We start from the raw sequence: 22,657 nt of genomic DNA on the forward strand, positions 1-22,657 counted from the left end.
GCCGCAAGTTACCGGATGAGCCGACAGACCATTGCCTACGGGAGAGGACTGGCAATGGTCTGTTGGATCAGACCGACTTCCAGATTTAGTGTCCTGCTATACCTTTCGGCACCGCGGGCTGTGCTCCCAGTCGCTTAGGTCACTCGATGACTTTGATGATCTTGCGTGTGCCTGGATCAACGACAACGGTCCGGTTGTCGACCATCACGTAACTGTATTTGGTGTCGGGAACTTCATGAAGCTCGACCGTCTCGGGCAGCGTTGAGCCGATATTGAGCTCTATCCCAGGGACCTTCACCGATGCGAGCGGCTGCTTCTTCACATATTCCCTGATGACGGTCTCCTGTTCAGGCTCGATGACTACGTCCTGAGCGGCAGCAGCGCCGATACCTGCCAGCAGCAGAAATCCCGCGGCTGCAGTGGAAAGTCGCATTTTCATAGTTGCCTCCTATGTGAGTCCTCTCGCGCCGAACAGCATCGTCACGCGCGATACTCACCGAACCCGCAGCAGCTGCAAAAGTTCCTTTGGCTGGGAGCTTCGGGCCGATCTCAGACAGGACCCAAGTCTCACTGTTCGCGCAACAGACTGGACATCGCACCATCCGGAACCGCGGCCGCCCGTAGTCGTTGCTCACTGTGAGTTCACGGGAGGAGCCCATGGAAAATAGCGTCCACCAAGCCCACTGGTTACTCGCTCCGGTCTTCCCCGTCTCCATCGCGTTCCTGGCAATTGGAATGGTCGTTAGCTAGGGAATGCGCAGCAAGAGACCACCGCCATTCCTCGATTTGCGGGTGGTCCTGACCACGTCCGCCTAGGCGGGGCCTGTCAGCGGTTCCAAGTTGCGAGGGCGGGCATCACCTCACATCAGAATCTTCAGCAACCCCGTCGAATTTCTTGAGGCCTTCGCTTGGGGGCTTCTGCTTATGAAGTCCCTGTTCTGTTGCAGCCGCCTCGAAGGCGGCGAACGCAGCTTGGTGACTGCGATGTCGGGCCAGGCATTCCTCGATCATTCGGATTGCTTCAAGCCGGGACGGCTTGTCCATGAATGGCCATGGTTGCTGAAGCGCTTTCGCAGCGTCGGCTATCGACGCGACCACCATCGGCCTGTGATTCAGGTAGATTGTAATCGGGACAAACGCCGTCATTTTCGTCGCTTCCCAGGAGTGAAGGCGGTTAAACGCGAAGACATGGCGGTGGTTGCATTGTCGTGAATTCAGGGCGCCGCTGCTCGACGCGAACGGCCATGCCAGGCCCTAACCGCCGCCAAGATCCAGGACGTCGATGCGGTCGAGCAAAGGCGCGAGGCGCCGTTTCGTGGCAGCATGCCCACGTTTCGATAATTGCATGCGTGTAACGCGGCCGACCGTGGAGGGATGGACGTCGAACAGGCGGGTCGGCCTCGGACGCGCTCGCTAGCATTCGTCACTCTTGGCCATTTGTCTTCGTATTGCGCTCAGCTGAGTTCTTGGGCGAGTCCGATGAGGAGCCCTTCAGGCCCACGGATGTAGCAGAGCCGATACGCGTCTTTATACTGGACTACTTCGCCTTCGAGCTGCGCGCCGCGATTGCGGAGCCTTTCAAGCGTCTCGTCGATGTCGTCCACGGCGAACATGACGCGGAGGTAGCCGAAGGCGTTGACCGGGGCGTTCCGGTGATCTGCGACGACAGGCGGCGTGAGGAAGCAGGAGAGCTCGAGCCGGCTGTGGCCGTCCGGTGTGCGCATCATGGCAATCTCGACACGCTGATCGCCCAGTCCAGTGACACGTCCGGCCCATTCTCCCTCGATCGTGGCCCGCCCTTCGAGCTCGAGGCCGAGTTCGCGAAAGAAATCGATCGTCCCTCCGAGATCTTCGACGACGATCCCTACGTTGTCCATCCGCTTGAGCGCCATGTTTCGAATCTCCAGGGTGTCGTTCCCATCTACAAGGTGTCGCCTAGTCTAACAGCGGACACTTGAGTGCCCGCAACACCGATAGATGATGACATGTGGACGTGCGGTCGTGCCCACATGTCTACAATTCTGCGGCCCCAAGGGCATCACGAAACGGATGTGGTGAGAGCGCCACATGCAGCAACCGAACCCGCCGCACGTCGTGCCGATGCGGAGGCGCATGAGCGCGGCCCTACTGATGCCCCGCGAGCCGGTCCATGCGTGCGTTTGCTTCGGCCAAACTAGCCAGCGCTTGCTCGACTTTTTGAGCCGAGGCGTCAGTGCGCTTGATGTGCCGGATCATTTGCTGCCTCAACCGCGCGAGCCTTTCCGCGCGATATACATCGCCGTATCTCGCAGTTTCAAGGTGGAGGGTCGCGAGCCTCATGGGCAACGATTCCGATTATCTAGCAGTAGAAATTCGCGAATCCGCCTTTCGTTCCGATGTCCGACCTTGCCCTCGCAAAGGCTGGCCGGACGGCCGCGACGACTGAGCCGCATCCCTGCCAAAAAAGAGATCGTCCGCTGATGCTGCTCAGTCGACCGCGGGTCCAACCAGACGGTAGCGGAAGTGATTTCGGATGTGGCCGTTGAAGAAGCGGCCCTTGGCGAAGGCGGCTTGGAACTCGGCGAAGGTCTCCGGCGGCACGTCCTCAAACTGGTAGCATACGCTGGCCACGAGCCACACCGGGAGGACTTTGCGCTCCGGATCGTATTCCGTTTTGTGTATCGAGGTCGACGGCATGACGTGACTACTCCAATCAGGGAGAGAGTCCATCTGAAGTTGCCCGCGCCCCACGGAGGGGAAGGACGCGGGCTGATCGGGAGGGGACACCGGTCTTGCAGCACAGAAGATGCTGCAGGAGGCGAACGTCCTGCCTATGCCGGTGTTCCATAGGAAACAAAAAAACCCGCCGCACAGGAGAGCGACGGGGCGATCAAGCGGTCACCGAGCGCGGGTGGGTCGGGATTTGCCCGGTTCGCGGATCGTGGAAAAATCCTAGGCGGCCGGCTGCGTCGCGTCTACCAACCGGCGGTTGGCCGGTTGCTTGTTTGACAGACACGCGCATATGATGGCTGCTTGAAGCGCCGATTGGGCCTTTGCAGCGGCTCGTTGTGCGGGAGGGACGCTATGGCCCAGCAGGAGCAGTGGCAGCTGCAAGGCAGCGCCGCGGAACTCTACCAGCGCTACCTGGTCCCGGCAATCACAGCCCTGTGGGCTGCCGACCTGGTGGATCGTGCTGCGCCTCAATCTGGTGAGCGGGTTCTGGACGTAGCTTGCGGCACCGGCGTGGTGGCACGCTTGGCGGCCGAGCGTATGGGAAGTGGGCAGGTCGTCGGCCTCGACATCAACACGGGCATGCTTGCCGTTGCTCGATCCCTCCCGGCAGGCGCTGGACCGCGTATCGACTGGCACGAGGGAAGCGCGCTCGAAATGCCGTTCCCTGACGCCACCTTCGATCCGGTTCTTTGCCAGCTCGGACTGCAGTTTTCCCGGACCGGTCGAGTGGGCTGCGTGAGATGTTCCGGGTGCTGGTGCCTGACGGCCGACTGGCCTTAAGCGTTTTCAGCGCTATTGAGCGCACTCCTGCGGCAAAGGCGCTGGTGGACGCCTTGGACCGACACCTCGGTCCAGGCGCTTCGGCAACGAAACGGTCCGAGCATTCACTCGCCGATGCGGACGAGCTTTACCGATTGGTGGCCGGGGGCGGGATTTCGTCAGGTGACCATCCACACGACGACACAGAACATCCGATTCCCCTCGTCAAAGGAATATGTGCGACTACAGCTGGCAGCGACTCCGCAGGCAGGGCTGGTCGGCGGAATCGATGCCGGACACCGCGACGCAGTCGTCGCAGCGATTATGGGTGATGTAAGTTCTTCGCTGGCAATCTATTCAACTGGAGGGGAGCTGATGTTCCCCCAAGAGGCTCACGTCGTGCTTGCACGCAAATAGCGCAGCTCACTGTGCGGCATCCGATGTTCAACAGCGTCCACGCAAAGTGAGCCTAATTAGAGGAGGAGCGTAGCAAACTCTCGTCCTTGACAGCAACCCTCGAAGGCCTTCCTTACGTCGTCGGCTGTGCCCTCGCCCTCATGGACGGCCATGCAGGCTTTAACTGCCTTTTTCCACTTAGGTCCCCGCTTGGTCCACTTCATGAATTCCGCAGCGGCAACCTCGACGTTATTCCAGCCGTATGTCAGCCCAGGTCGGTCGGTCTCGATGTTGACCGGAGGGTGAAACCAATGGATGGCCATGATACCTCCTACTCAGGCGAGAGATACATCTCCGCCTCTTTAGCGGCAGCCACGAAAGCCTTTCGGATCACGTGAGGGTCAATCGGATCGCCCTCCAGTGCTGACAGGCAGAGGGTCCACGCCTTGTGCCAGTGAGGTCCTCTCCGGGTCCACGTCTTGAGCTGCTCAAGGGCTGCCCTCGCATTGTTGCAGCCATGCCTGGCACCGTCCGTTTCAGTCTTCACGAACACCGGAGGGACGAACCAAAGGGTTGCCATGACACCTCCTACTCAGGCGACAGATACACGCTCGCCTCCCTGGCAGCCGCCTCAAAGGCTTCACGGACCTCTTGGGGGGACACTCTGCCCTCGAACGCGTCAACGCATGATTGGACCGCTTTCGTCCACCTCGGCCCCTTTGTGTCCCACGCCATGAGTTCCTCGGCGGCTCCCTCAACGTGGCTGACCCCATGGCGAATGCCCGGACGGTTCGCTTTCACGTAGACAGGGGGAGAGAACCAGAGAAGACCCATTAGGGGTAAATTAGGGGATGCTCACATGTTTGGTAGAGGCGGATCACAGCGGCGGCTGGGTTGATTTCTCTGGCCGGCCCGGTCATGCCGTCGCTTACCGCCCCAGCGCTTGTTTCGAGGCCGACAGAAGTTTTTCCTCGTCCACCACTCCGGCCATGTAATTGGCAATAATTCTGGACGCGAGCGTTTCGCGTTGTTGTTCGATTGACCGTCAATCCTCAAGCGATTGAAGACGCGACCAAGTAGCGCCAGCTCGGACCGCTCGGTTACCTTCCCGAAATCCCATTCAACAAAGTCTTTGAAATCGTTCTCGCCAAGTTGCAGTTGAGGAGATCCGATTTTTACGTGACGCAGGCTTTTCGTTTGTTGCCGGCGAGCCGCTCGAGCAACATCTAGCATCAGACGTGGATGTCTGCTTCGATGCAGTGACGAAACATGAACTGGCCGGCCAGAGAGTGATTGCGCCGGCGGATCTGCCGCAAATGCATGCCGGAGGCATGGCCTCAAGCCACTTGTATCTGTCATCCAAGCGCCCGGGGCAGGACATATGAAGACAAAGCCTGCCGAAATTTCGGCCGCCATCAAAAGGTTCTTGTAAGGGGTGGCAGATGCTCATACCGGCCTCGGTTTGCGTTCGCGCCGCTCAGCGTTCGATCTGATGCCTGGGTCATTTTGATGACCGTCACAGTGTTACAAAAAGCCTCGTAAGCTGTTGATTCCATTAGACCAACTCAGAGTTCAATCCTCTCTCGCAGCACCATCTCATCCCGTTGAAATCGCTGAGCTCCTTGCTGGTTGGCTTTGCCTGGCAAGCTTCGAAAGGCTGCCCAACAATATCGTTCTGTCCTTACCGATCATCAGCACGCCGCTGTCGGGGGCCAGCAGTGCCGAGAACGGCAACATCGCTGCGCCGATCGGCGAGGCCTCGGGGCCGAATTGCCCCGAGACGATTTCCGGCGCCACGATGCCGATGGCGCTGGTCCGGTTGAACTGGGTCTGAACTCTTGTCAGAAGTTCGAGATGAATAGGCCGCGGCAGGATGCTGTCGAGAACGATTGCCTCGATGTCGATGACGGAGGTGATGGCGATGATTGCCTCGACCAGCGCATTGGCACAGTCGTCGATCCATTCGAACAGCGGCTCGCGCGCCCCCCGCGGCAGCGGATCCAGTTCGCGCACACGATTGATCTCGACACCGCGCGATTTGAGGTGATTGACCAGCACGTAAATCGAGGCACGATGCAGCAGGCTCTGGTAACGCGCCGGCTTGGCCGCCACCGAATCGAGGCTTGAAGGCGAAACCGGCAAAGGACCGAGCGCGGCGCTGTTGCCATGCGGCCCGGTGTGGACCTTGCCGCCTTGCACCAGCCCGCCGCCGACAAAGGTGTCGATCGAAATATGCATGAAGTCGCGGAACCGTGCGCCGGATCCTTGGATCAATTCGGCGAGCGCCGCCGCCGACGCGTCGTTTTCGACGAAAACCGGGATCCTTGGCTTTGTAGCGAAGAATGTCGTCAGATCGATTGCTTCCCAGCGGCTTCCAAGGTCATTGGGAAAGCCGAGTTCTTCGCTCCAGCCGCCGAGGAAATACGGCGAAGCGATGCCGATACCGACGATGCTGGCGTCGCCAAGCCCGTCGACCAGTTTTTCGAAATTGGCCAGCGACATATTGCCGGCCTTGAGCACCAGGTCGGGGTCCGGAAAGCGATATTCGTGCGACCCGCGCGAGCGAACTTCGCCGGCGAAGTCGACGAGGACGGCTTCCAGCGCGCGCCGGCCGATCTTGATACCGACGCTGTAGATGCGCTCTGCTGTAAGTCGGTAGAGAGTGGACGGCGATCCGCGTTGCCCGAACCTTTTCCCCACTTGCTTTATGAATCCCGACGACTCCAGTCCGTCGACAATGGTTGCTACCGCGGCCGGCGTCAGATTCGCGGCGCGCGCCAGATCGGACTTGGATGCCTCCTTCAGACGGCGGATGGCATCAAGCACGAACCGCTCGTTGTAATGCCGAACCTTGACGGAATTGCTGCCTTTTCCGGACAAAACCGGTGCCTCCCCATTCATTTTCGCAGAGCCACTCTAGCCGATCATCACAGCTCTGAAGCTGCTGCGATCGAGGCACTCCAGCCGCCCCAGTGCGCTCGCGACAGTGCCCGTCAGTGCCATGGAAGTCAATTTTCCAGTTGCGGCTTTAGGGCATTTAATATAGCAAATTGAAAAAAACAACCAGCTGGGAGGGAGGATGCTGCAGTTGGGCGCATTAGGCGAGGCCAATGCCGTGGTGAAGAGGGACGCGGCGGTCCCCGTTGCCCTGGTTCAGGCGACGAAGGCCTTCGGCGGCACGATTGCCCTCAGGGACGCGTCCTTCGAATTGCGCGCTGGCGAGGTGCTGGCCCTGCTTGGCGAAAACGGTGCCGGCAAGAGCACCTGCGTGAAATTGCTGGCCGGCGTGCATGCCCCTACAGGCGGCCATGTCGAGGTCGATGGCAAGCCTGTGGTCTTCCACACGCCGCATGATGCCCAGGCAGCCGGCATTGCGGTCATGCACCAGCATCCTGGCCTGTTCCCCGATCTTTCGGTCGCCGAAAATATCTATCTCGGCCATATGCCGCGCGATCGCTTCGGCGGCATCGACAACGCCGCCATGTATGCCGGCGCGCGCAAGGTGCTGGCGACGGTCGGCCTCGACGTGTCGGCCGAAACCCGGCTCGGAACGTTGCGCACCTCCGAACAGCAACTGGTCGAGATCGCCCGGGCGTTGTCGCTCGACGCGCGGGTGCTGATCATGGACGAGCCGACCGCCGCGCTGTCGCAGCGCGAGGTCGAGCGGCTGTTCACCGTCGTTGCCGATCTCAGGCTGCATGGCGTGGCGATGATGTTCGTCGGACATCGCATGGATGAGATATTCCGCATCGCCGACCGCATCGCGGTGCTGCGCGATGGGCGCCTCATCGGCGTCAAGTCGAAGACCGAACTTGGCCGCGCGGCCGCCATCACCATGATGGTGGGCCGCGAAGTGACCGACCTCTATCCGGAACGAAACCACGCCACCGGCGCGCTGGTGCTGGAGGCGAGGGGGCTTTCGCACGCCAGCGGTTTTTCCAGCATCGACCTCAAGCTCCACGCCGGAGAGGTGCTTGGGCTCGGCGGCCTGGTCGGCAGCGGGCGGACCGAGATCGCGCGCGTGCTGTTCGGCATCGACCAGCCTGATGCCGGCGAAATCCTGATCGACGGCGAAACCGTGCGCTTCGCATCGGCTCGCGACGCCATGGATGCGCGCATCGCCTATGTCTCGGAAGACCGCATGGGCCAGAGCCTGGTGATGGATTTTTCTATCCTCGACAACGCGGTGCTGCCCGTCCTCGACAAGGCCGCTCGCTCCGGCCTTTACGGCACCGACCGCGCGATCGATCTGGTTTCGGCTTGGCTGAAGCGCATGAAGCTTCGCTTTTCCGGATACGGGCAGCCGGTGAAGGACCTGTCCGGCGGCAACCAGCAGAAGGTGGTGCTGGCCAAATGGCTGCGCACCGAGCCGCGCGTCCTCATCCTCGATGAGCCGACGCAAGGCATCGATGTCGGCACCAAGGCGGAAGTGCATGCGATGATCGCCGATCTCGCCGCGCAGGGCATGGCTATCATCCTGATCTCCTCCGAAATGCCCGAGCTCATCGGCATGTGCGACCGCATCATCGTCCTGCGCGAAGGCCATCGGACGGCCGAATTTGCCAGGGGCGAGGCCACCCAGGAAAAGGTGCTGGAGGCTGCGACGAAGGCCGGCGAAAACGCCGACCCGGCAGCACAGGCGGAACGCGCCGCCGGCGCGGCGAGGAAAAAAGGACCGCTCGACATGCTGAAGCGGCGGGAGTTCGGCCTGCTCGCCGCGATGCTGGCGGTCGCCATCCCGGTCACCATGATCAACCCGCGCATGGTGAGTGCGGCGAACCTGACCGCCGTGTCGATGGATGCCGCTCTGCTGGTGGTGGCAGCACTCGCTCAGATGCTGGTGCTGATCACCCGCAACATCGACCTTTCGATCGCCGCGGTGATTGGCCTTTCGGCCTACATGGCGGCCAGCATGGTTCAGGCCTATCCGGGGCTCGACATCGGCATCGGCCTCGTAACCGCATGCGCGGTCGGTGGTGTCGCCGGCCTGATCAACGGCCTCGTCGTCACCAGGGGAGGGATCCCGGCCATCGTCGTGACACTGGCCTCGATGTCGATCTTTCGTGGCTTCAACTCGATCTGGGCAGCCGGCGACCAGATCAGCGCCGACGAAGTAACGCAAGCCTGGCTCGACATGACCGGCCACAAGATCGCCGGCGTGCCGCTGATCGTCGCCATCGCGATCGTCATCCTGTGCCTGGGCTACGTGCTGCTCTATCGCACGGCGATCGGACGCGAACTGTTCGCTGCTGGCTCCAATCCGGACGGCGCGCGTCTTATCGGCATCCCGGTCGACCGACGCATTCTGCTGGCCTTTGGCATGGCCGGCCTGCTCGGCGGCCTGTGCGGCGCGCTGTGGGCATCGCGCTATGCGACCATCGACGCCCGCGTCGCGCTCGGTTTCGAACTCACGGTGATCGCATCGGCGGTGGTCGGCGGCGTCGCCATCCGCGGTGGTTCGGGCACGCTGCTCGGCATCATCCTCGGAGCGCTCACGCTGCTGGTCATCAAGAACGGTCTGACGCTGGTGCGCGTCGACCCGCTATGGCTACAGGGCGTCTACGGCCTGGTGATCCTGGTCGCCATCGGTATCGATACCTTCATCGTGCGGCGCGCGGATCAGGCCAGGCAGGCGAGGGCGAGATGAAAAAGTTCCTCCGTTCGATCGACTTCTGGGATCTGCTGCTGGCGACTTCTTGCCTGGCCATCTTTCTCTACGCGGCGATCTTCGTGCCGAATTTCGTTTCCGGGTTCAATCTCTCGCAACTGGCCGCGAGCGCCTCGGAAAAGGCGTTGCTGATCCTGCCGATGACGCTGCTCATCATCACCCGCGAAATCGACCTGTCGATCGCCTCGGTGCTGGCGCTGACGTCCGTCATCTTTGGCTTACTGGTCCAGACGGGCGTGCCGACGCTTGCTGCAATCCCGCTGACGCTCATCGCTGGCGGCTTGCTCGGCGCTTTCAACGGCTATCTGGTGTCGGGCCTTGGACTGCAGTCGTTGGTGGTGACGCTCGGCACCATGGCGCTCTATCGAGGTATCGGCTACATCCTGCTTGGCACCGGCTCGGTCAACATTTTGCCGCCGGCGGTCGTCGATTTCGGCATCAACAACCTGCCAGGGACCCAGATACCCTGGACCATCGTACCCTTCTTGGTGCTGGCGCCGGTGTTTGCGGTCGTGCTGCAGAAGACGCCGACCGGCAAGCGCATCTATGCGCTGGGCGGCAGCCCCGAAGTGGCGCGCTATTCCGGTATCAACACGGGCCGGATGGTGCTGAAACTGTTCGTCGTCTCGGGCATCGTCGCCGCCATCGCCGGCATCGTCTATACCGCGCGCCTCTCCAACGCGCGCGCCAACAATGCGCTCGGCATGGAACTCGATGTCATCACCATTGTTCTGCTCGGCGGCGTCAGCGTCTTTGGCGGCAAGGGTCGCCTGACCGGCGTCATGCTGGCGCTGGTCCTTATCGCCATCATCCGTAACGTGCTGGCGCTCAGCCAGATCGGCGGCGACGCGCAGGGCATGATCATCGGCATGCTGCTTATCGGTTCTCTGCTCGTCGGCAATTACTGGCGCTCCACACAGGAGCGGCTCAGCAGATCCCGCGCAATGCGCGAGACAAAGGGGTGATCTCGGGCCCCTTCCTTCAAGCCCGAATTTGACGGAGGAGTCACAATGAAAGCGTTTAGATTAGCCCTGTTCGCATCCGCGGTTCTGCTCGCGCCAACCTCGCTGGCCTTCAGCCAGGAGTGCGCCAAGGAACCCGTAACGGTCGGTTTTCTGCCCAAGCTCGACACAGACCCCTACTTCAAAGTGGCCTTTGAAGGCGCACAAGAGGCAGCGAAGGAAATTGGCGGCACTGCTACCCAGGTCGCCCCATCGCAGGCGACTGCCGAGGCGCAGATCGAATTCATCAACAGCCTCGTGTCGCAGAAGGTCGGGGTGATCGCAATTGCCGGCAACGACGCCAATGCCGTCGCGCCTGCGCTGAAGCGCGCCGTTCAGCAGGGCGTCAGGGTAATTTCGTATGACTCCGATGTGGCCGCCGATGCCCGCGCGGTGTTTGTCAATCAGGTCAAGGGCGACAGCCTCGCCGAAATGATGCTGGAAAGTGCATTCGCCCTCAGCGGCGGTGAAGGCGAATTCGCGATCCTGTCGTCGACGCCGACGGCGACCAATCAGAACGCCTGGATCGACTTCATGAAGGCGAAGATGGCTGCAGAGCCGAAGTTCTCCAAAATGAAGCTGGTGCAGGTCGCCTATGGCGAAGAAAGCGAACAAATCAACCAGCAGCAGGCGCTGGCGCTGGTCCAGGCCTTTCCGGATCTCAAGGTGATCATCGTCCCGGCAGGCATTGGCCTTCCGGCGGCGGCGCGTGCACTCGAGGAGGCGGGCATGATCGGCAAGGTCAAGTTGACCGGCCTCGCGCCGGCCACTCTGATCTCGAAATACATCAAGGACGGAGCGGCTCAGGATATCTGGTGGAACGTCACCGATCTTGGCTATCTTACCTATCAGACAGCCCAGGCGCTTGCGCAGTGCAAGATCACCGGCAAAGAGGGTGAGAAGTTCACAGCAGGCAGGCTCGGCGAGTACACGATTGGCGCCGGCGGCGAACTGATCCTTGGTCCGGCCAAGATCGTGACCCCCGACAACCTGGCCGAGTTCGAGTTCTGACCCTGTAAAGCTCAAGCCCAAGGGGGGCGCCGGGTCGATCCGGCGCCCTTTCTAAACCCTCTCGAACGAAAACAGTGCGGGGCGCGGCAATGAAGATGTTGCTTGCAGGCGAAACTTTTTCAGCGACGACGTCGGTCGCCATCGGCAGTGATGTGCTTACAAGTGCGACCTCGACAAATGGTGCGACCGCTTTTAACGCCGCGTTGGCCGCCGAAGGCATCGTCGTCACGCAGATCGGCGGCGAGCGCTGCGCCGCGGAGTTTCCCTATGAGCTTGATGCGCTCGCCCAATATCAGGCAGTGGTGATCTCCGATGTCGGCGCGCTGACATTGCTGGTCACGCCGGATGCCCGCGCCGGGCGTGTCGGCGTCAACCGCCTCGATCTGCTCAAGGCCTATGTCGAAGGCGGCGGAGGGCTGATGCTGGCCGGCGGTTACATGGGCTTTCAGGGCATGTTCGGGACGGCGCGGTTCCATGACACCTCTGTCGAAGACGTGCTGCCGATCCGCTGCCTGCCGTTTTGCGATGGCATGGAGGTGCCGCAAGGCCTCCACGCCTCGATCCTGCAGTCGTCCCATCCGATTTTTTCCGGGGTGGAGGGGCCGTTGCCGCCCATCCTCGGCATGAACAAGCTGGAATTCAGGCAGGACGGCTCGTCCCGCCTTCTGGCGACCTGCCAATATCGCGGCACAGACTGGCCGCTCCTTGCCGTTCGCAGCCATGGCCGTGGCCGCGCGATTGCTTGGGCGACCGATATCGGCCCGCATTGGCTCTCGCAGGATTTTCTCGGATGGCCGCTCTACGGAAAACTGATGGCGAACATGGTCCGTTGGCTCGCCGGCAACGAATAAGAAAGTCGGATGCCGGGTTAGACAGTAGCGGCAACCCGGAATATTTGGAACAAAATTACGAGCGAGCGATCAAATAAGTCGAACTTGCGAGCCCCCCGTGGGGACCTGCCTTCAATGAAACAAGCAAGGAACCCGAACCAAGATGCGTATTCCGCCAGCCGAGCGCGCTCATAAGTTCTGTAGCAAGTGTGACGCTGTCACCCCGTGGAATACATACGATCGCTGCTTGGTATGCCAGCGCCAACGCAGCCAAGCTTATGCTGAGAGGAAGAAGGCGAGCGGCGGCGCGTTCTCCCAGGCAGTAAGAACCCGCCTCATTGCCGAGAACCCAGAGCGGTGTCCGAAGTGTCTAACGCTCTGGTCGCAAGTCAAACCCCACGCGCAACATCCAAACACACCATGGCACTTCGATCATCACGTTTCGCCCCAGCGCGGCGGCACGAACGCCGATGAGAACGCGCGCATCCTGTGTTGGCCATGCAATCTGGAGAAGCTCAACTCTTGAGCTGAGTAAGGAATGTCCGCATGGGCAGGGTCCATCGGACGTTCGTCCAGGCACCTCGATCCACAGCTGCGCAGGGTTGCGCCCGGTTGTGGCACGCACAGTATGTTCGCTGACGAAGCCAGCGCGCAAGTATGCGCAAAAGTGCGCCGGATCGACCGCCGCCACCTTGTCTCAGCTTTAAGTTCGGCCCCGGTGGCGCAGGTTTTGCCAATCGCGTGTTTGCAGCCTATGCTTCGATATCGGCCGCCAGTGCTGCGGATGCAGCCGACAGTAAGAGGGTACGTGCTCTTGCCCGTCCGGGAGAGAGAGAGCCGTGTCCCTTCCTTGCAATCATCTGCTGAAAGCCCTCTCCCCAGAGGATTTCGCGCTGCTGCGGCCGTCAATGCATCATGTCCAACTGGACCTCAAAGCCCAGCTGGAGGTGCCGTATCAGCCGATCGAGCATGTGTATTTTCCAGAGGCGGGTATCGCTTCGGTGGTCGCCACCATGACTGGGGGGCGGCAGAGTGAGGTCGGGATCATTGGCTATGATGGCATGACAGGCGTTGCCGTCATTCTCAGCCAGGACAGCTCTCCCAACGAAACCTACATCCAGGTCGCAGGCAATGGCTGGTGCCTGCCGGTTGAGAATCTTCGTGCTGAGGTGGCAAAGAGCCAGTCGCTTCGCGCGTCGCTGCTTGCCTATGCCCACGCCTTCCTTGTCCAGTCGTCGCGGACGGCACTGGTCAACGGCCATTCGAAAATCGAGGAACGGCTGGCCCGCTGGTTGCTGATGGTCCACGACCGGACCGAGGGCAACAAGATCCAGCTGACGCATGAATTCCTGGCGACCATGCTCGGCTCTCGGCGCCCCGGGGTTACCACCGCCCTGCAAATGCTTGAATATCGCGGGCTGGTTCACGCCAGGCGCGGCGAGATCACGATCGTCGACCGTGCCGGAATGATAAAGCTCACACATGGCGCCTATGGCGACGAGGAGCAACGTCACTTCGGCTAACGCATGTCGCGCACAAGCATGCGCCTCGGGCCTGACCCAGGGCCTGACCCGAGGGTGTGCAGCGGTTTTGCGATAGCGACATGCATAAAAACAAAGCGCGTCGCATGAGGCCGGTCAAACGCGACGCGCTCCGCCTGATTGTCCGATATCAGACATAAGCTTGAAGGTCGCCGCATGTTAGACGAAAGTCGTAGTGTTGGCAGGGAGGAACTGTTGATGAGCCACACTTTTCACACAGTCACCGTTGAAGGCGCGACAGAGGCCTATGTCCTTTCCAGAGGCAAGGCTCGGTATCTCTCGATCGCGCAGGCGATCCGCGCCATTCGAACGCTGATGCCGGCTTGCAAGGCCACCAACCACGAGTTGGAGGAGATGCTGGCGGCGGCATGCGTCGTGCACGGCGTGCCCGTTGCCTTCGACGCCAAAACAGCCGATGGCCTGGAACCACGGCTCCATTCGTAGGCCGGAAATGTCCGCGCCGCTGCAGAAGCCAAATTCATTGGATGTTTGGCAAGCGATTGTCCGCTACCTGATCGATCATGTCGACAATCCGAGCGTCTCGATAGTCGAAGTGACCATCGCCGTGAGGAAGATGTTTCCACTTTGCGAACTCACGGATTGGCAAATTGGCGATCTCATTGCGCGAAGCGCCATCGACGCGGGATTTGCGATCGATTTCGATGCGGCCCCCTGGACGGAAACTAGCTAAGCTAGACGCCTCTGGGTAGCAGCATAGTGGCGTTACGGTTTCGCGCAGTCGCCTCGCACAGCTGATGCTGGGGTCAATCCTGAGCGGGAGCCTGCTATAATCCCGTATGGCCGCTCGCATAGTGGTTATCCTGGCGCTGCTTTCCGCCTTCGCCTACGGCTTCGCAAAACTCGTGGAACGTTATGGCGACGCCGGCGACAGGCCCTCTGCGTGTGAAACATGGCCACAGCCTGATTGTCCAGTCCCAAACGCGCCGCCTCAAGAAGAAACCAGGCCTTGAGCGGGCTTTCGCGGGCGTCGCCAAACATCGGCGTTGATAGGCCGTGGCAGCCGGTTCCCGCACCGCCGGTGGAACAAGAATTGCTCCGCATCGTTGAGATGGCTAGGCAACCCGCCGCGGCAGCAATCAAGCACCGCAGCTACAGGTTGCTTGGAGGCTATTATGGGAAAGCAACTTACATTGGCTGCGGCAGGCATGCTTCTGCTCGTCGGTGTCAGCGCCGCTGCCGCTCAGGACGTCATTATTCAACCCGAGCATGACACCGTGATCCGCGAATACGTGAAAAAGAAACCGGTGGCATCACTCAGCCTTCCCGGCGTCGAGCTCAACATCGGCACAGCTTTGCCCGAAACAGTCGAGCTTTACGAGGTGCCGGACGTTCAGTACCGCTACGTCGTCATCGAGGGCCGAACTGTCCTGGTCGATCCAGGTACCCGCAAGATTGTGAAGGTCTACGACTGACGTGACCCCTCGCGCTGAAGCCCGTCATGCCGAAAGGCGCGGCGGGCTGGGGCCTTCCCGATATCCCGATGGCGCTGAGATAGAAGGTGTAATATCGCGCTGGAACGGTCATGCAACGGCGTGATTGCCCAATGCGCAAAATCCCGACAGACACCGGCGAGCAAACTCCCGCGAACAGTTGCGAGACGTATTAGGATACGCTGATTTTATTGATGCTGGTGATTGCCGGCTTCCCTCACCACCTTGACCTCCACCGTCATGCCGAGAAAGCTCGACGCGCTGCCGCAGTAGCTTCCCGAAAGTGGGATGGCTTGCCCAGGATGCCTGGCCACAGCCACCCTGATCAGATCCCGGTTCCCGACAATGCCGTTGGTGGGATCGAACTCGACCCAACCCGCGCCAGGCAAATAGACCTGGCACCAGGCATGCGTCGACCCGCCGCCGACGACAGAACCGCTGTCGCGGCTCGGCACATAGACATAACCGGTCACAAACCGGGCGGCAAAACCGAGCGAACGAACCGCTTCCATCATGAACAGCGCAAAGTCCCGGCATGTGCCTCGACGCAGGTGCAAGGTCATCAGAGGCGGTTGCGTCCCTGATTCAGTTCGACGCGAATAAACAAAGCTCTCGTGTATGGCGTAGCAAAGCGTCATCAGCAATTTGCCCGTCTCGGTGCGCCCTTTGGCGCTCACGAACTGTCGTGCCCATTTGCCGATCTCGTCGCCATCATCGAGGTGATGGCGCTCGATGGTTTGGCTGAGGTCGGTTGCCTCGTCGGAATCATAGGAAAATGGATAGCTGAGTGCTGCGTCATCGATACGGAAATCAGGCGCATGCTGCGGCGTGTGATCGAGCCGGATGTCTGTCACGAAACGCAGTTCGTCGCCCGAGCCGTTGAAATCGATTACCGCAACGCAGTTTCCGAAAACGTCGTGGATCCAGCCAATTTCTTTCGGCTCGGGGTCGACAAACAGGCCGTGATCCAGAAGTCGCTGATCGAAACTGTCGCGCGGCCTGAACATCAGCCGGTGCTCGCCGAACGTCACCGGCTGCGTATAGCGATAGACGGTCGTGTGCTTGACTGAAAAGATCGGCATTGGCTTGCGTCGACCACCTGCGATATCAGCGCCATCATATAATCTTTTTTGATGTGCAGCGGACAAAATGGGGCTGCCCCTCAAGACGGCCGTATCAGGCGGATCGATGAACAGATCGGCACGGCTAGCGCCGAAGTGATCCTCCATGCTGGCCCGCTGCTCTTGGTTCCGTTGGCAGCATGGCCGCGAAAAAAGCAGCGGACTTGCGCCGCAGGCCTTTTGCAATCTCTAATTGGTAGACTCTCTCAAGGCCGGGGAAGTTAATCCTTGCGCCGGGGAGGGGGCCAAGGCGAGGAACGTCGCAAACGGGAGGAAGCAATGAATGAGGACTACGAACTGGCCATAGACCACGACAAGCCTTACGAAATAGCTGCTTTCGCTAAAAAGCACGGCCTTACGACAAGGGCTGCCGAACTGATCCTTTTCGCCTATAGCCCGTCCCGAGCGGCGTGCGATACTGCCGCAACGGCTTTCCTTACCGCCGTCGCCGTGCAAGCCAAGAGACAAGCGGCGCGCTAGCTCCGAAAACCGGGAGCGACAGCTGGCACAGATCAACTCACCACCGTCGCATGCACCACATTTGCGAGCGTGAATTTGGATGATGCCGAGGCTGCGCCGATCGACGGCGCAGCCTGGATATTGAAGACTCAGGTGAGGCTTCTGGACCAGTCGTCTACCTGGCGCTCTGCCTCTTCCTTGGCGATTCCATACCGCTCCTGAATGCGTCCTGCGAGTTGGTCACGATTGCCCTCGATGCGATCAAGGTCATCGTCGGTAAGGTCGCCCCATTGCTCCTTGGCCTGGCCTTTGAACTGCATCCATTTTCCCTTGATTTGATCCCAGTTCATGAATTCCTCCTTTGTTGTCTAGAGGAAATGCAACTGGACACCACATGTTCCCAAACAGCGGATCGCCATGACGATTATTGCCGATGACGATTGTCATTGGCGACGCGGCAAACACGCCGCCGGCCGGAGCCAGCGGCGCGAATTGGAGCAGGACGGGAACGATCCGCGTCTTGAAATCACACTCGCCGGAAAGGTCCCTCAGCCGGATCAGCTGGCGCGCGCCAAGGCTATCGATATGACGTTGTCTGCATCCGCCCCCGGCAGATCGAACAGCATCGGAAGTTGGCGGGTCATGGCCATTTCAACGATCAACTCTTCGATGGAAGCTGTCGGCAGATCGGTCTCGAGACTATTCGAGATCATCGAGGCAAGCTTGTGGACTGGCACGGGTGCCGACTTCGCACGGTCGTCGAGCAACCTGCTGATTTCGATTACAACGTCTGCGTCAATGCTCTTTGGCAATTCGCGCATGGCTTTTCCTCCCTGCCCATATCATGCGCGTGCCTGAGGGCTGAGTCTCGAAAAATCGACGTATGGACTTAACCAGATACGTGCTTCGACCCGATTGCTTTGGCCGGGCGCTCGGGCCTGCGGCGAAAAAGCGAACTGCATTGGTGTCGCATGCGGCAACGAATTCGCCCGTTTTGCGTTGGCCAATCGTACATCGTCAGCAAACGTGACCAAAGGAGAGTAAGCATGGCAGCCGACGCGGCGAAGCTCTATCCTCGCCACCGGGATCGGATTTCTGGCAGCGAGGATTATGTGGTAAGGCATTTTGCCCGGCAAAACGGCATCACCCCGGCGCAAGTCCATCAGTTGATCAGGAGATACGGAAGCGACCGTGCCAAGCTGGTGGCTGCGGCGAAGGAACTTCGCATGTCGCTGCGACCGGCCAAAGCCATGCTCGCCTCAGGGCGCCGCGCCGGGCGTTTTAGCGCCGGTGTCGATGCCGGGAATGGCTTCGGGAGGCAGTGAGCAACCGGCTGAAAAAAATTCGAGACTTCGTTTTCAGACTTTTCGATCATGGCCGCCGTGGCTGGCTTCTGCTCGCGTTTTGCTTGCTTCAATGGTCGCCTCCAGATCGGACCGGCTGCCATATCGAACCGAGTAGGCTCGCGTAAATTCGGCGCCCAACAGAAAGATCTCGGACGAATAAAAGACCCACAGCAGCACGACGAGCAGTGCGCCGGCTGCCCCGTATGACGATGCGACGGCGCTGGTGCCGATATACCAGCCGATCAGCGACTTGCCGATCGTGAAGAGAAGCGCCGTTGCTACGGCGCCGACGCCGACGTCGCGCCATTGCAGGGCGCGGTCGGGCAGGACCTTGTAGATTGCCGCAAACAACAGCGCGATAAGCGCAAACGAAACGATCCCGTTGATAGCGCTGAGGATGAGGGTGCCAAAGGGCAGATAAGCGTTGATGATATCTGCAAGCGCCGATATTGCCGCGCTTACGACCAGGGACACCAGCAGCAGAAAGCCAAGCGCCGCGACCAGACCCAGGCTGGCAGCTCGTGCCCGCACGAGACGTGAAATCGATGTGCCGCCCGGTTTGACTTTCCAGATCTCGTTCAGGGCAACCTGCATTTCGCCGAACACGCCGGATGCGGTAACCAGCAGCGTAACGAGCCCCAAAATGCTCGCCAGAGTTCCCGCCTCCTTGTGTGCTGCGTTCTCGATTGTCGCTTGCAGGAGCTCGGCGCTCTGCGGACCCATCAGGCCCGCCATCTGGGCCGAAAGCGCCAGCTGTGCCGCATCGTTTCCGAAGGCCATGCCTGCGATGGCGACGACGATGAGCAGGATCGGCGGGAGCGAGGTCGTGGCATAGAACGCCATCGCCGCCCCGTGGCTCAAGGCATTGTCATTGATGAAGCCGACGATGCTCTCCCTAAGGAGTGTCCAGGCCTCTTTCGCCACATCCCACATGTTTGCCTCGCCTGCTTCTCAAGCAAATAGAGGCAGCACCGCGGCGGACCAGAGCGTGGCAGGTCGCAACCTCTAGGATTGGCTGAAACACCCCTCCACTTCGTCATCCTGGGGCGGAGCAAGGAGCGAAGCGACGCGGCGCAGACCCTAGGATGACGAAGGCGTGGCAGAGCAATCAGATGACCGATCCTGGCTTGTTTGGCGCGACCTGTCCGGCGGCTCTTTTTGTGAGACCGTCCTGCGTCGGGAAGGCCGCGAATGCCGCGATGGCCAGATAGATCGGAATCCCCAATTCGAGGATTTCCTCGAACACTGCCGAGGTATCGTTCCGGGCAACATGTATGCCGAGAAATGTGAGATTTGACGGCGCCCCGTCGATGACCTTCGAAAGGACGGCGCAACCGATAGCGGCGGCAATGGCAACGGCAGTCGCCTCGCCGTGGCGAAGCCCTTGCACAAAGCTGCGGAGGCCGTCTTTGAGGAGAAAATAGAAGGCAATGGCGAGGGCGATAACGACCGTCGCGCCGATCAGCTTTTCCAACAGCGGAACGTCAGGCGAAATGTAGAGGGTGGTCTTGGTGATGTTGTGGGTGGTGAAATGCGCATGGAAGTCCAACTCGCGCAGGCACATCGCGATCGCTATGGCGACGAGATACCAGCGCTTGAGCAACTCCCGATAGGACATTTCCCGCACAAGCGTCGCCACGACGATCAGGTAACCGGCGGCCGAGAAGACTTCGATGGGACCGCCCTCGCTGAGGTAGAACTTCCTGATATCTTCGGGAAGAAAGGCGAGCGGCAGGGCGATGAGAAAGACGAGCACCAGCAGCGCAAGGCCCATTTGAATGAAATAGTGGCCGTTGCCGTAACCGATCTTTCTTTCATCCCATGCCATATGTGTCTCGCCCATCTGTCTTGTGCCGGTTCTCTATTAATCGTGATTTCACTCAATTTGAAAGACTGGACCGTTGTCAAGTTGCCGCTTCGTAATGCCCGGCCACCTGCCGGTGCCCTGACGGCGTAAGCGCGGCGAACCTGCCGGGGCAAAGTGCGGCGTTGGCTGTACTGTCCAGACGTGTCTTTGCAGCCATCAGCGAGACGACCCATTCGCTCACGCCACTGACCAGCCGCCATCGACCAGTACATTCGCGCCAGTGATCATTGACGCGGCGGGCGAGGCCAGGAACACCACCGTGCCGGCGACATCGATCGGATCACCGATGCGGCCGAGCGGGATGTGCCCAAGCACATGGGCATGAAAGTCCGGATCGGCGAGCGAGGGCCGTGTTCCGTCGGTCCAGATGAAGGTCGGCGCGACGCTGTTGACGGTGATCTTGTGCTGCGCCCATTCGGCCGCGAGGCAGCGGGTGAGGTGGTTTATCGCCGCCTTGGTCATGCAGTAGATCGCTTCGCCCTTCAGCGTCACTGTGCCGGCCTGCGAACTGATGTTGATGATGCGTCCGGATTTCTGCTTGATCATCAGCCGTCCGACCGCCTGGGTGGTGAAGAACGTGCCCTTGAGGTTGACGTTCACGGTGAGGTCGAAATCCGCTTCGGTCACGTTCTCCGCCAGGTTTTCAGGCCCGAGCCCGACATTGTTGACCAGAACGTCTATGCGGCCGAAGGCGGCGCGGGCGTCGGCGACCGATTTTCGCACCGTCGCCAGATCGGTGAGGTCCATCTGTACCGCCAGCGCGCGCCGGCCGATGCGCTCGATCTCGGCGGTGATATCCGCGCCGTCGGCAGCGCTGCGAACGCCAACGATCATGTCGGCGCCAGCGCCGGCGCAGGCGAGCGCGCAAGCGCGCCCGATGCCGCGCGAGGCGCCGGTGACCAGCGCCACCTTGTCAGCCAGATCGAATTTCGGCGTGAACTCGTTTGTCATCTCAACCTCCCTGAGAGCCCTGTCGGGGCGCCGCCCGACAGGGCGGTCTCCTCATCTCTGAACAGTAACTGGGAAGACTATCCGCTCGCGGCGCGAAAGCCAGCCGCAAGAAATTGACGACGGCGGCCGGTTTCGTTGGCAAAAGGCTGCCGTTCCCTGCTATTCCCCTTCAGATCAAAAGCAGTGGACTTGCGCATGACCAATGTCGCCTTGACCGGGCTTGCCCGCGATCTCGCCAAGCGTGCCGCGGAAGGCCGACCGGTGCGCATCGGCGTCATCGGCTCAGGCGAGATGGGCACCGACCTGGTGACGCAAGGCATGCTGATGCCGGGCATTTCGGTGTGCGCCGTCTCGACCCGCCGCCCGCACACGGCGCGTGATGCCATCCGCATCGCCTATGGCGATGAGGCGATGGCGCGCGAGGCCGATACGCCGTCGAAGCTCAGCGAGGCGATAGAGAGCGGAAAAATAGCCATCACCTCGAACGAGATGCTGGTCACCAATCCGCTGATCGAAATCGTCATCGACGCCACCGGCAAGCCCGGCGTCGCCGCCGATTTCGACCTGATGGCGATGCAGCACGGCAAGCATCTGGTGATGATGAATGTCGAGGCCGACGTCACCATCGGCTGTTATCTGAAGCAGCAGGCCGACCGCCTCGGCGTCGTCTATTCGGTCGGCGCCGGTGACGAGCCGTCGAGTTGCATGGAACTGATCGAGTTCGCCTCCGCGCTCGGCTACACCATCGTCTGCGCCGGCAAGGGCAAGAACAACCCGCTCAACCACGACGCCGTGCCTGACGACTATCGCGCGGAAGCGCTGCGCCGCAACATGAACCCGCGCATGCTGGTCGAGTTCGTCGACGGCTCGAAGACCATGGTCGAGATGTGCGCCATCGCCAACGCCACCGGGCTGGTGCCCGACATTGCCGGCATGCACGGTCCCAAGGCCGACCGCGATGAATTGGCCAAGGTGCTCATCCCGCGCGCCGACGGCGGCATCCTGTCGAGGAAGGGCGTCGTCGACTACACCATCGGCAAAGGCGTGGCGCCCGGCGTGTTCGTCATCGTCGAGGCCACGCATCCGCGCATCATCGAGCGCATGGACGATCTGCATATCGGCCATGGACCCTATTACAGCTTCTTCCGGCCCTATCATCTGACCTCGCTGGAAGTGCCGCTCACCGCCGCGCGCATCGCGCTCTATGGCAAGCCGGACATGGTACCGCTGCCGAGACCAGTTGCCGAGGTCTGCGCCGTGGCCAAGCGCGATCTGGCGGCGGGAGAGACATTCGACGCCATCGGTGAGACCTGCTACCGCTCCTGGACGATGACAGTCGAAGAGGCCCGCGCCAACCGCGCCGTGCCGGTCGGCCTGCTCGAAGGCGGCAAGGTGCTGAGGCCGGTCAGCAAGGGCGAACTGCTGACATCAGCCAATGCCGCGCCCGACCCGACCACCAGGCTGTTCGCCTTGCGCCGGCTGCAGGACGAGATGCTGTACGGGGCGGGGTAGTGCGCAGAATTTTGATGCCGGCGGGACAGAGG

General features: G+C 60.8%; 27 protein-coding genes. 13 read left to right on the plus strand and 14 right to left on the minus strand.

The features are described from left to right. Positions 1–139: 139 nt before the first annotated feature. From AC0L2V_RS02530 to AC0L2V_RS02545, 4 genes are all read right to left on the minus strand, one after another. Complete coding sequence (locus tag AC0L2V_RS02530; protein ID WP_091597134.1) at positions 140–439, minus strand: DUF1236 domain-containing protein; 300 nt, start codon at positions 437–439, stop codon at positions 140–142. Between the two features lie 416 nt (positions 440–855). Continuing rightward, positions 856–1,146 (minus strand): DUF982 domain-containing protein, encoded by a 291-nt coding sequence (locus AC0L2V_RS02535; protein ID WP_473511333.1) that lies wholly within the window; start codon positions 1,144–1,146, stop codon positions 856–858. Between the two features lie 308 nt (positions 1,147–1,454). Next, the gene (locus tag AC0L2V_RS02540) at positions 1,455–1,892 is read right to left on the minus strand and encodes a VOC family protein (protein ID WP_473511334.1); all 438 of its coding nucleotides are present in this window, start codon (positions 1,890–1,892) and stop codon (positions 1,455–1,457) included. A gap of 574 nt (positions 1,893–2,466) precedes the next feature. After that, positions 2,467–2,676: a KTSC domain-containing protein gene (locus tag AC0L2V_RS02545; protein ID WP_473511335.1), complete on the minus strand. Its 210-nt coding sequence runs from the start codon at positions 2,674–2,676 to the stop codon at positions 2,467–2,469. A gap of 387 nt (positions 2,677–3,063) precedes the next feature. Here AC0L2V_RS02545 and AC0L2V_RS02550 point away from each other — a divergent pair, with 387 nt between their 5' ends. After that, positions 3,064–3,492, plus strand: coding sequence for a methyltransferase domain-containing protein (locus AC0L2V_RS02550; RefSeq protein WP_473511337.1), 429 nt, complete (start codon positions 3,064–3,066; stop codon positions 3,490–3,492). A 452-nt stretch (positions 3,493–3,944) separates the two neighbouring features. On the opposite strand, the gene AC0L2V_RS02555 is transcribed toward AC0L2V_RS02550, so the two are convergent. The 4 genes from AC0L2V_RS02555 to AC0L2V_RS02570 form a co-directional block, all read right to left on the minus strand. After that, the gene (locus tag AC0L2V_RS02555) at positions 3,945–4,190 is read right to left on the minus strand and encodes a DUF982 domain-containing protein (protein ID WP_473511339.1); all 246 of its coding nucleotides are present in this window, start codon (positions 4,188–4,190) and stop codon (positions 3,945–3,947) included. Between the two features lie 8 nt (positions 4,191–4,198). After that, positions 4,199–4,447, minus strand: a complete 249-nt coding sequence (locus tag AC0L2V_RS02560; RefSeq protein ID WP_353682288.1) for a DUF982 domain-containing protein — start codon at positions 4,445–4,447, stop codon at positions 4,199–4,201. 8 nt (positions 4,448–4,455) lie between these two features. Beyond that, positions 4,456–4,701, minus strand: a complete 246-nt coding sequence (locus AC0L2V_RS02565) for a DUF982 domain-containing protein (protein ID WP_127205724.1) — start codon at positions 4,699–4,701, stop codon at positions 4,456–4,458. A gap of 762 nt (positions 4,702–5,463) precedes the next feature. Further along, the gene (locus AC0L2V_RS02570) at positions 5,464–6,747 is read right to left on the minus strand and encodes an ROK family transcriptional regulator (RefSeq protein WP_473511341.1); all 1,284 of its coding nucleotides are present in this window, start codon (positions 6,745–6,747) and stop codon (positions 5,464–5,466) included. Positions 6,748–6,946: 199 nt separating this feature from the next. Between AC0L2V_RS02570 and AC0L2V_RS02575 the strand changes: the two genes are divergently transcribed. The 9 genes from AC0L2V_RS02575 to AC0L2V_RS02615 all read left to right on the plus strand — a co-directional run bounded on the left by AC0L2V_RS02575 (position 6,947) and on the right by AC0L2V_RS02615 (position 15,351). Then, a complete protein-coding gene (locus AC0L2V_RS02575) occupies positions 6,947–9,514 on the plus strand; it encodes an ATP-binding cassette domain-containing protein (protein ID WP_473511343.1) in 2,568 nt (855 codons plus the stop codon). Then, positions 9,511–10,500 carry an ABC transporter permease gene (locus AC0L2V_RS02580; RefSeq protein WP_473511345.1) on the plus strand — a complete coding sequence of 330 codons (990 nt, stop codon included), beginning with the start codon at positions 9,511–9,513 and terminating at the stop codon, positions 10,498–10,500. Before AC0L2V_RS02575 ends, AC0L2V_RS02580 begins: the two co-directional genes overlap by 4 nt. A gap of 45 nt (positions 10,501–10,545) precedes the next feature. Then, positions 10,546–11,547 carry a rhamnose ABC transporter substrate-binding protein gene (locus AC0L2V_RS02585; protein WP_473511347.1) on the plus strand — a complete coding sequence of 334 codons (1,002 nt, stop codon included), beginning with the start codon at positions 10,546–10,548 and terminating at the stop codon, positions 11,545–11,547. Between the two features lie 89 nt (positions 11,548–11,636). Further along, on the plus strand, positions 11,637–12,398 hold the full coding sequence (locus AC0L2V_RS02590) for a glutamine amidotransferase (protein WP_473511348.1): 762 nt from the start codon (positions 11,637–11,639) through the stop codon (positions 12,396–12,398). A gap of 142 nt (positions 12,399–12,540) precedes the next feature. Then, a complete protein-coding gene (locus AC0L2V_RS02595) occupies positions 12,541–12,903 on the plus strand; it encodes an HNH endonuclease (protein ID WP_139172623.1) in 363 nt (120 codons plus the stop codon). A gap of 313 nt (positions 12,904–13,216) precedes the next feature. Beyond that, entirely contained in the window at positions 13,217–13,900 is a 684-nt protein-coding gene (locus AC0L2V_RS02600) for a Crp/Fnr family transcriptional regulator (protein WP_473511350.1), read from the plus strand. Between the two features lie 216 nt (positions 13,901–14,116). Then, positions 14,117–14,362, plus strand: coding sequence for a hypothetical protein (locus AC0L2V_RS02605; protein WP_436798460.1), 246 nt, complete (start codon positions 14,117–14,119; stop codon positions 14,360–14,362). 7 nt (positions 14,363–14,369) lie between these two features. Continuing rightward, complete coding sequence (locus tag AC0L2V_RS02610; RefSeq protein ID WP_473519331.1) at positions 14,370–14,609, plus strand: hypothetical protein; 240 nt, start codon at positions 14,370–14,372, stop codon at positions 14,607–14,609. Between the two features lie 442 nt (positions 14,610–15,051). After that, on the plus strand, positions 15,052–15,351 hold the full coding sequence (locus AC0L2V_RS02615) for a DUF1236 domain-containing protein (protein ID WP_077379707.1): 300 nt from the start codon (positions 15,052–15,054) through the stop codon (positions 15,349–15,351). Between the two features lie 206 nt (positions 15,352–15,557). Here AC0L2V_RS02615 and AC0L2V_RS02620 read toward each other — a convergent pair whose 3' ends face one another. Continuing rightward, positions 15,558–16,451: a transglutaminase family protein gene (locus tag AC0L2V_RS02620; RefSeq protein ID WP_473511352.1), complete on the minus strand. Its 894-nt coding sequence runs from the start codon at positions 16,449–16,451 to the stop codon at positions 15,558–15,560. Between the two features lie 318 nt (positions 16,452–16,769). On the opposite strand from AC0L2V_RS02620, the gene AC0L2V_RS02625 reads away from it, so the two are divergent. Continuing rightward, positions 16,770–16,970 (plus strand): hypothetical protein, encoded by a 201-nt coding sequence (locus AC0L2V_RS02625; RefSeq protein ID WP_473511354.1) that lies wholly within the window; start codon positions 16,770–16,772, stop codon positions 16,968–16,970. 128 nt (positions 16,971–17,098) lie between these two features. Here the strand turns inward: AC0L2V_RS02625 and AC0L2V_RS02630 are convergent, their stop codons facing one another. Then, positions 17,099–17,299, minus strand: coding sequence for a CsbD family protein (locus AC0L2V_RS02630; RefSeq protein ID WP_023800267.1), 201 nt, complete (start codon positions 17,297–17,299; stop codon positions 17,099–17,101). A 207-nt stretch (positions 17,300–17,506) separates the two neighbouring features. Beyond that, positions 17,507–17,770, minus strand: a complete 264-nt coding sequence (locus AC0L2V_RS02635; RefSeq protein ID WP_027155567.1) for a hypothetical protein — start codon at positions 17,768–17,770, stop codon at positions 17,507–17,509. Positions 17,771–17,995: 225 nt separating this feature from the next. Between AC0L2V_RS02635 and AC0L2V_RS02640 the strand changes: the two genes are divergently transcribed. Further along, on the plus strand, positions 17,996–18,274 hold the full coding sequence (locus AC0L2V_RS02640; protein WP_473511355.1) for a DUF3606 domain-containing protein: 279 nt from the start codon (positions 17,996–17,998) through the stop codon (positions 18,272–18,274). 33 nt (positions 18,275–18,307) lie between these two features. Here the strand turns inward: AC0L2V_RS02640 and AC0L2V_RS02645 are convergent, their stop codons facing one another. The 3 genes from AC0L2V_RS02645 to AC0L2V_RS02655 form a co-directional block, all read right to left on the minus strand. Further along, positions 18,308–19,228, minus strand: coding sequence for a YihY/virulence factor BrkB family protein (locus AC0L2V_RS02645; RefSeq protein ID WP_473511357.1), 921 nt, complete (start codon positions 19,226–19,228; stop codon positions 18,308–18,310). 175 nt (positions 19,229–19,403) lie between these two features. Continuing rightward, positions 19,404–20,123: a hypothetical protein gene (locus tag AC0L2V_RS02650; protein WP_473519332.1), complete on the minus strand. Its 720-nt coding sequence runs from the start codon at positions 20,121–20,123 to the stop codon at positions 19,404–19,406. 216 nt (positions 20,124–20,339) lie between these two features. Then, positions 20,340–21,113, minus strand: a complete 774-nt coding sequence (locus AC0L2V_RS02655) for an SDR family NAD(P)-dependent oxidoreductase (protein ID WP_473519333.1) — start codon at positions 21,111–21,113, stop codon at positions 20,340–20,342. A gap of 195 nt (positions 21,114–21,308) precedes the next feature. On the opposite strand from AC0L2V_RS02655, the gene AC0L2V_RS02660 reads away from it, so the two are divergent. Further along, on the plus strand, positions 21,309–22,625 hold the full coding sequence (locus AC0L2V_RS02660) for an NAD(P)H-dependent oxidoreductase (protein WP_473519334.1): 1,317 nt from the start codon (positions 21,309–21,311) through the stop codon (positions 22,623–22,625). Positions 22,626–22,657 lie beyond the last annotated feature (32 nt).

This window comes from Mesorhizobium sp. WSM4814 (assembly GCF_055811595.1).

Coding starts and splice junctions, on each gene's coding strand:
- AC0L2V_RS02530 (WP_091597134.1), bottom strand. CDS start 439: ATGAAAATGCGACTTTCCACTGCAGCCGCGGGATTTCTGCTGCTGGCA.
- AC0L2V_RS02535 (WP_473511333.1), bottom strand. CDS start 1,146: ATGACGGCGTTTGTCCCGATTACAATCTACCTGAATCACAGGCCGATG.
- AC0L2V_RS02540 (WP_473511334.1), bottom strand. CDS start 1,892: ATGGCGCTCAAGCGGATGGACAACGTAGGGATCGTCGTCGAAGATCTC.
- AC0L2V_RS02545 (WP_473511335.1), bottom strand. CDS start 2,676: ATGCCGTCGACCTCGATACACAAAACGGAATACGATCCGGAGCGCAAA.
- AC0L2V_RS02550 (WP_473511337.1), top strand. CDS start 3,064: ATGGCCCAGCAGGAGCAGTGGCAGCTGCAAGGCAGCGCCGCGGAACTC.
- AC0L2V_RS02555 (WP_473511339.1), bottom strand. CDS start 4,190: ATGGCCATCCATTGGTTTCACCCTCCGGTCAACATCGAGACCGACCGA.
- AC0L2V_RS02560 (WP_353682288.1), bottom strand. CDS start 4,447: ATGGCAACCCTTTGGTTCGTCCCTCCGGTGTTCGTGAAGACTGAAACG.
- AC0L2V_RS02565 (WP_127205724.1), bottom strand. CDS start 4,701: ATGGGTCTTCTCTGGTTCTCTCCCCCTGTCTACGTGAAAGCGAACCGT.
- AC0L2V_RS02575 (WP_473511343.1), top strand. CDS start 6,947: ATGCTGCAGTTGGGCGCATTAGGCGAGGCCAATGCCGTGGTGAAGAGG.
- AC0L2V_RS02580 (WP_473511345.1), top strand. CDS start 9,511: ATGAAAAAGTTCCTCCGTTCGATCGACTTCTGGGATCTGCTGCTGGCG.
- AC0L2V_RS02585 (WP_473511347.1), top strand. CDS start 10,546: ATGAAAGCGTTTAGATTAGCCCTGTTCGCATCCGCGGTTCTGCTCGCG.
- AC0L2V_RS02590 (WP_473511348.1), top strand. CDS start 11,637: ATGAAGATGTTGCTTGCAGGCGAAACTTTTTCAGCGACGACGTCGGTC.
- AC0L2V_RS02595 (WP_139172623.1), top strand. CDS start 12,541: ATGCGTATTCCGCCAGCCGAGCGCGCTCATAAGTTCTGTAGCAAGTGT.
- AC0L2V_RS02605 (WP_436798460.1), top strand. CDS start 14,117: ATGAGCCACACTTTTCACACAGTCACCGTTGAAGGCGCGACAGAGGCC.
- AC0L2V_RS02610 (WP_473519331.1), top strand. CDS start 14,370: ATGTCCGCGCCGCTGCAGAAGCCAAATTCATTGGATGTTTGGCAAGCG.
- AC0L2V_RS02615 (WP_077379707.1), top strand. CDS start 15,052: ATGGGAAAGCAACTTACATTGGCTGCGGCAGGCATGCTTCTGCTCGTC.
- AC0L2V_RS02620 (WP_473511352.1), bottom strand. CDS start 16,451: ATGCCGATCTTTTCAGTCAAGCACACGACCGTCTATCGCTATACGCAG.
- AC0L2V_RS02625 (WP_473511354.1), top strand. CDS start 16,770: ATGAATGAGGACTACGAACTGGCCATAGACCACGACAAGCCTTACGAA.
- AC0L2V_RS02630 (WP_023800267.1), bottom strand. CDS start 17,299: ATGAACTGGGATCAAATCAAGGGAAAATGGATGCAGTTCAAAGGCCAG.
- AC0L2V_RS02635 (WP_027155567.1), bottom strand. CDS start 17,770: ATGCGCGAATTGCCAAAGAGCATTGACGCAGACGTTGTAATCGAAATC.
- AC0L2V_RS02640 (WP_473511355.1), top strand. CDS start 17,996: ATGGCAGCCGACGCGGCGAAGCTCTATCCTCGCCACCGGGATCGGATT.
- AC0L2V_RS02645 (WP_473511357.1), bottom strand. CDS start 19,228: ATGTGGGATGTGGCGAAAGAGGCCTGGACACTCCTTAGGGAGAGCATC.
- AC0L2V_RS02650 (WP_473519332.1), bottom strand. CDS start 20,123: ATGGCATGGGATGAAAGAAAGATCGGTTACGGCAACGGCCACTATTTC.
- AC0L2V_RS02655 (WP_473519333.1), bottom strand. CDS start 21,113: ATGACAAACGAGTTCACGCCGAAATTCGATCTGGCTGACAAGGTGGCG.
- AC0L2V_RS02660 (WP_473519334.1), top strand. CDS start 21,309: ATGACCAATGTCGCCTTGACCGGGCTTGCCCGCGATCTCGCCAAGCGT.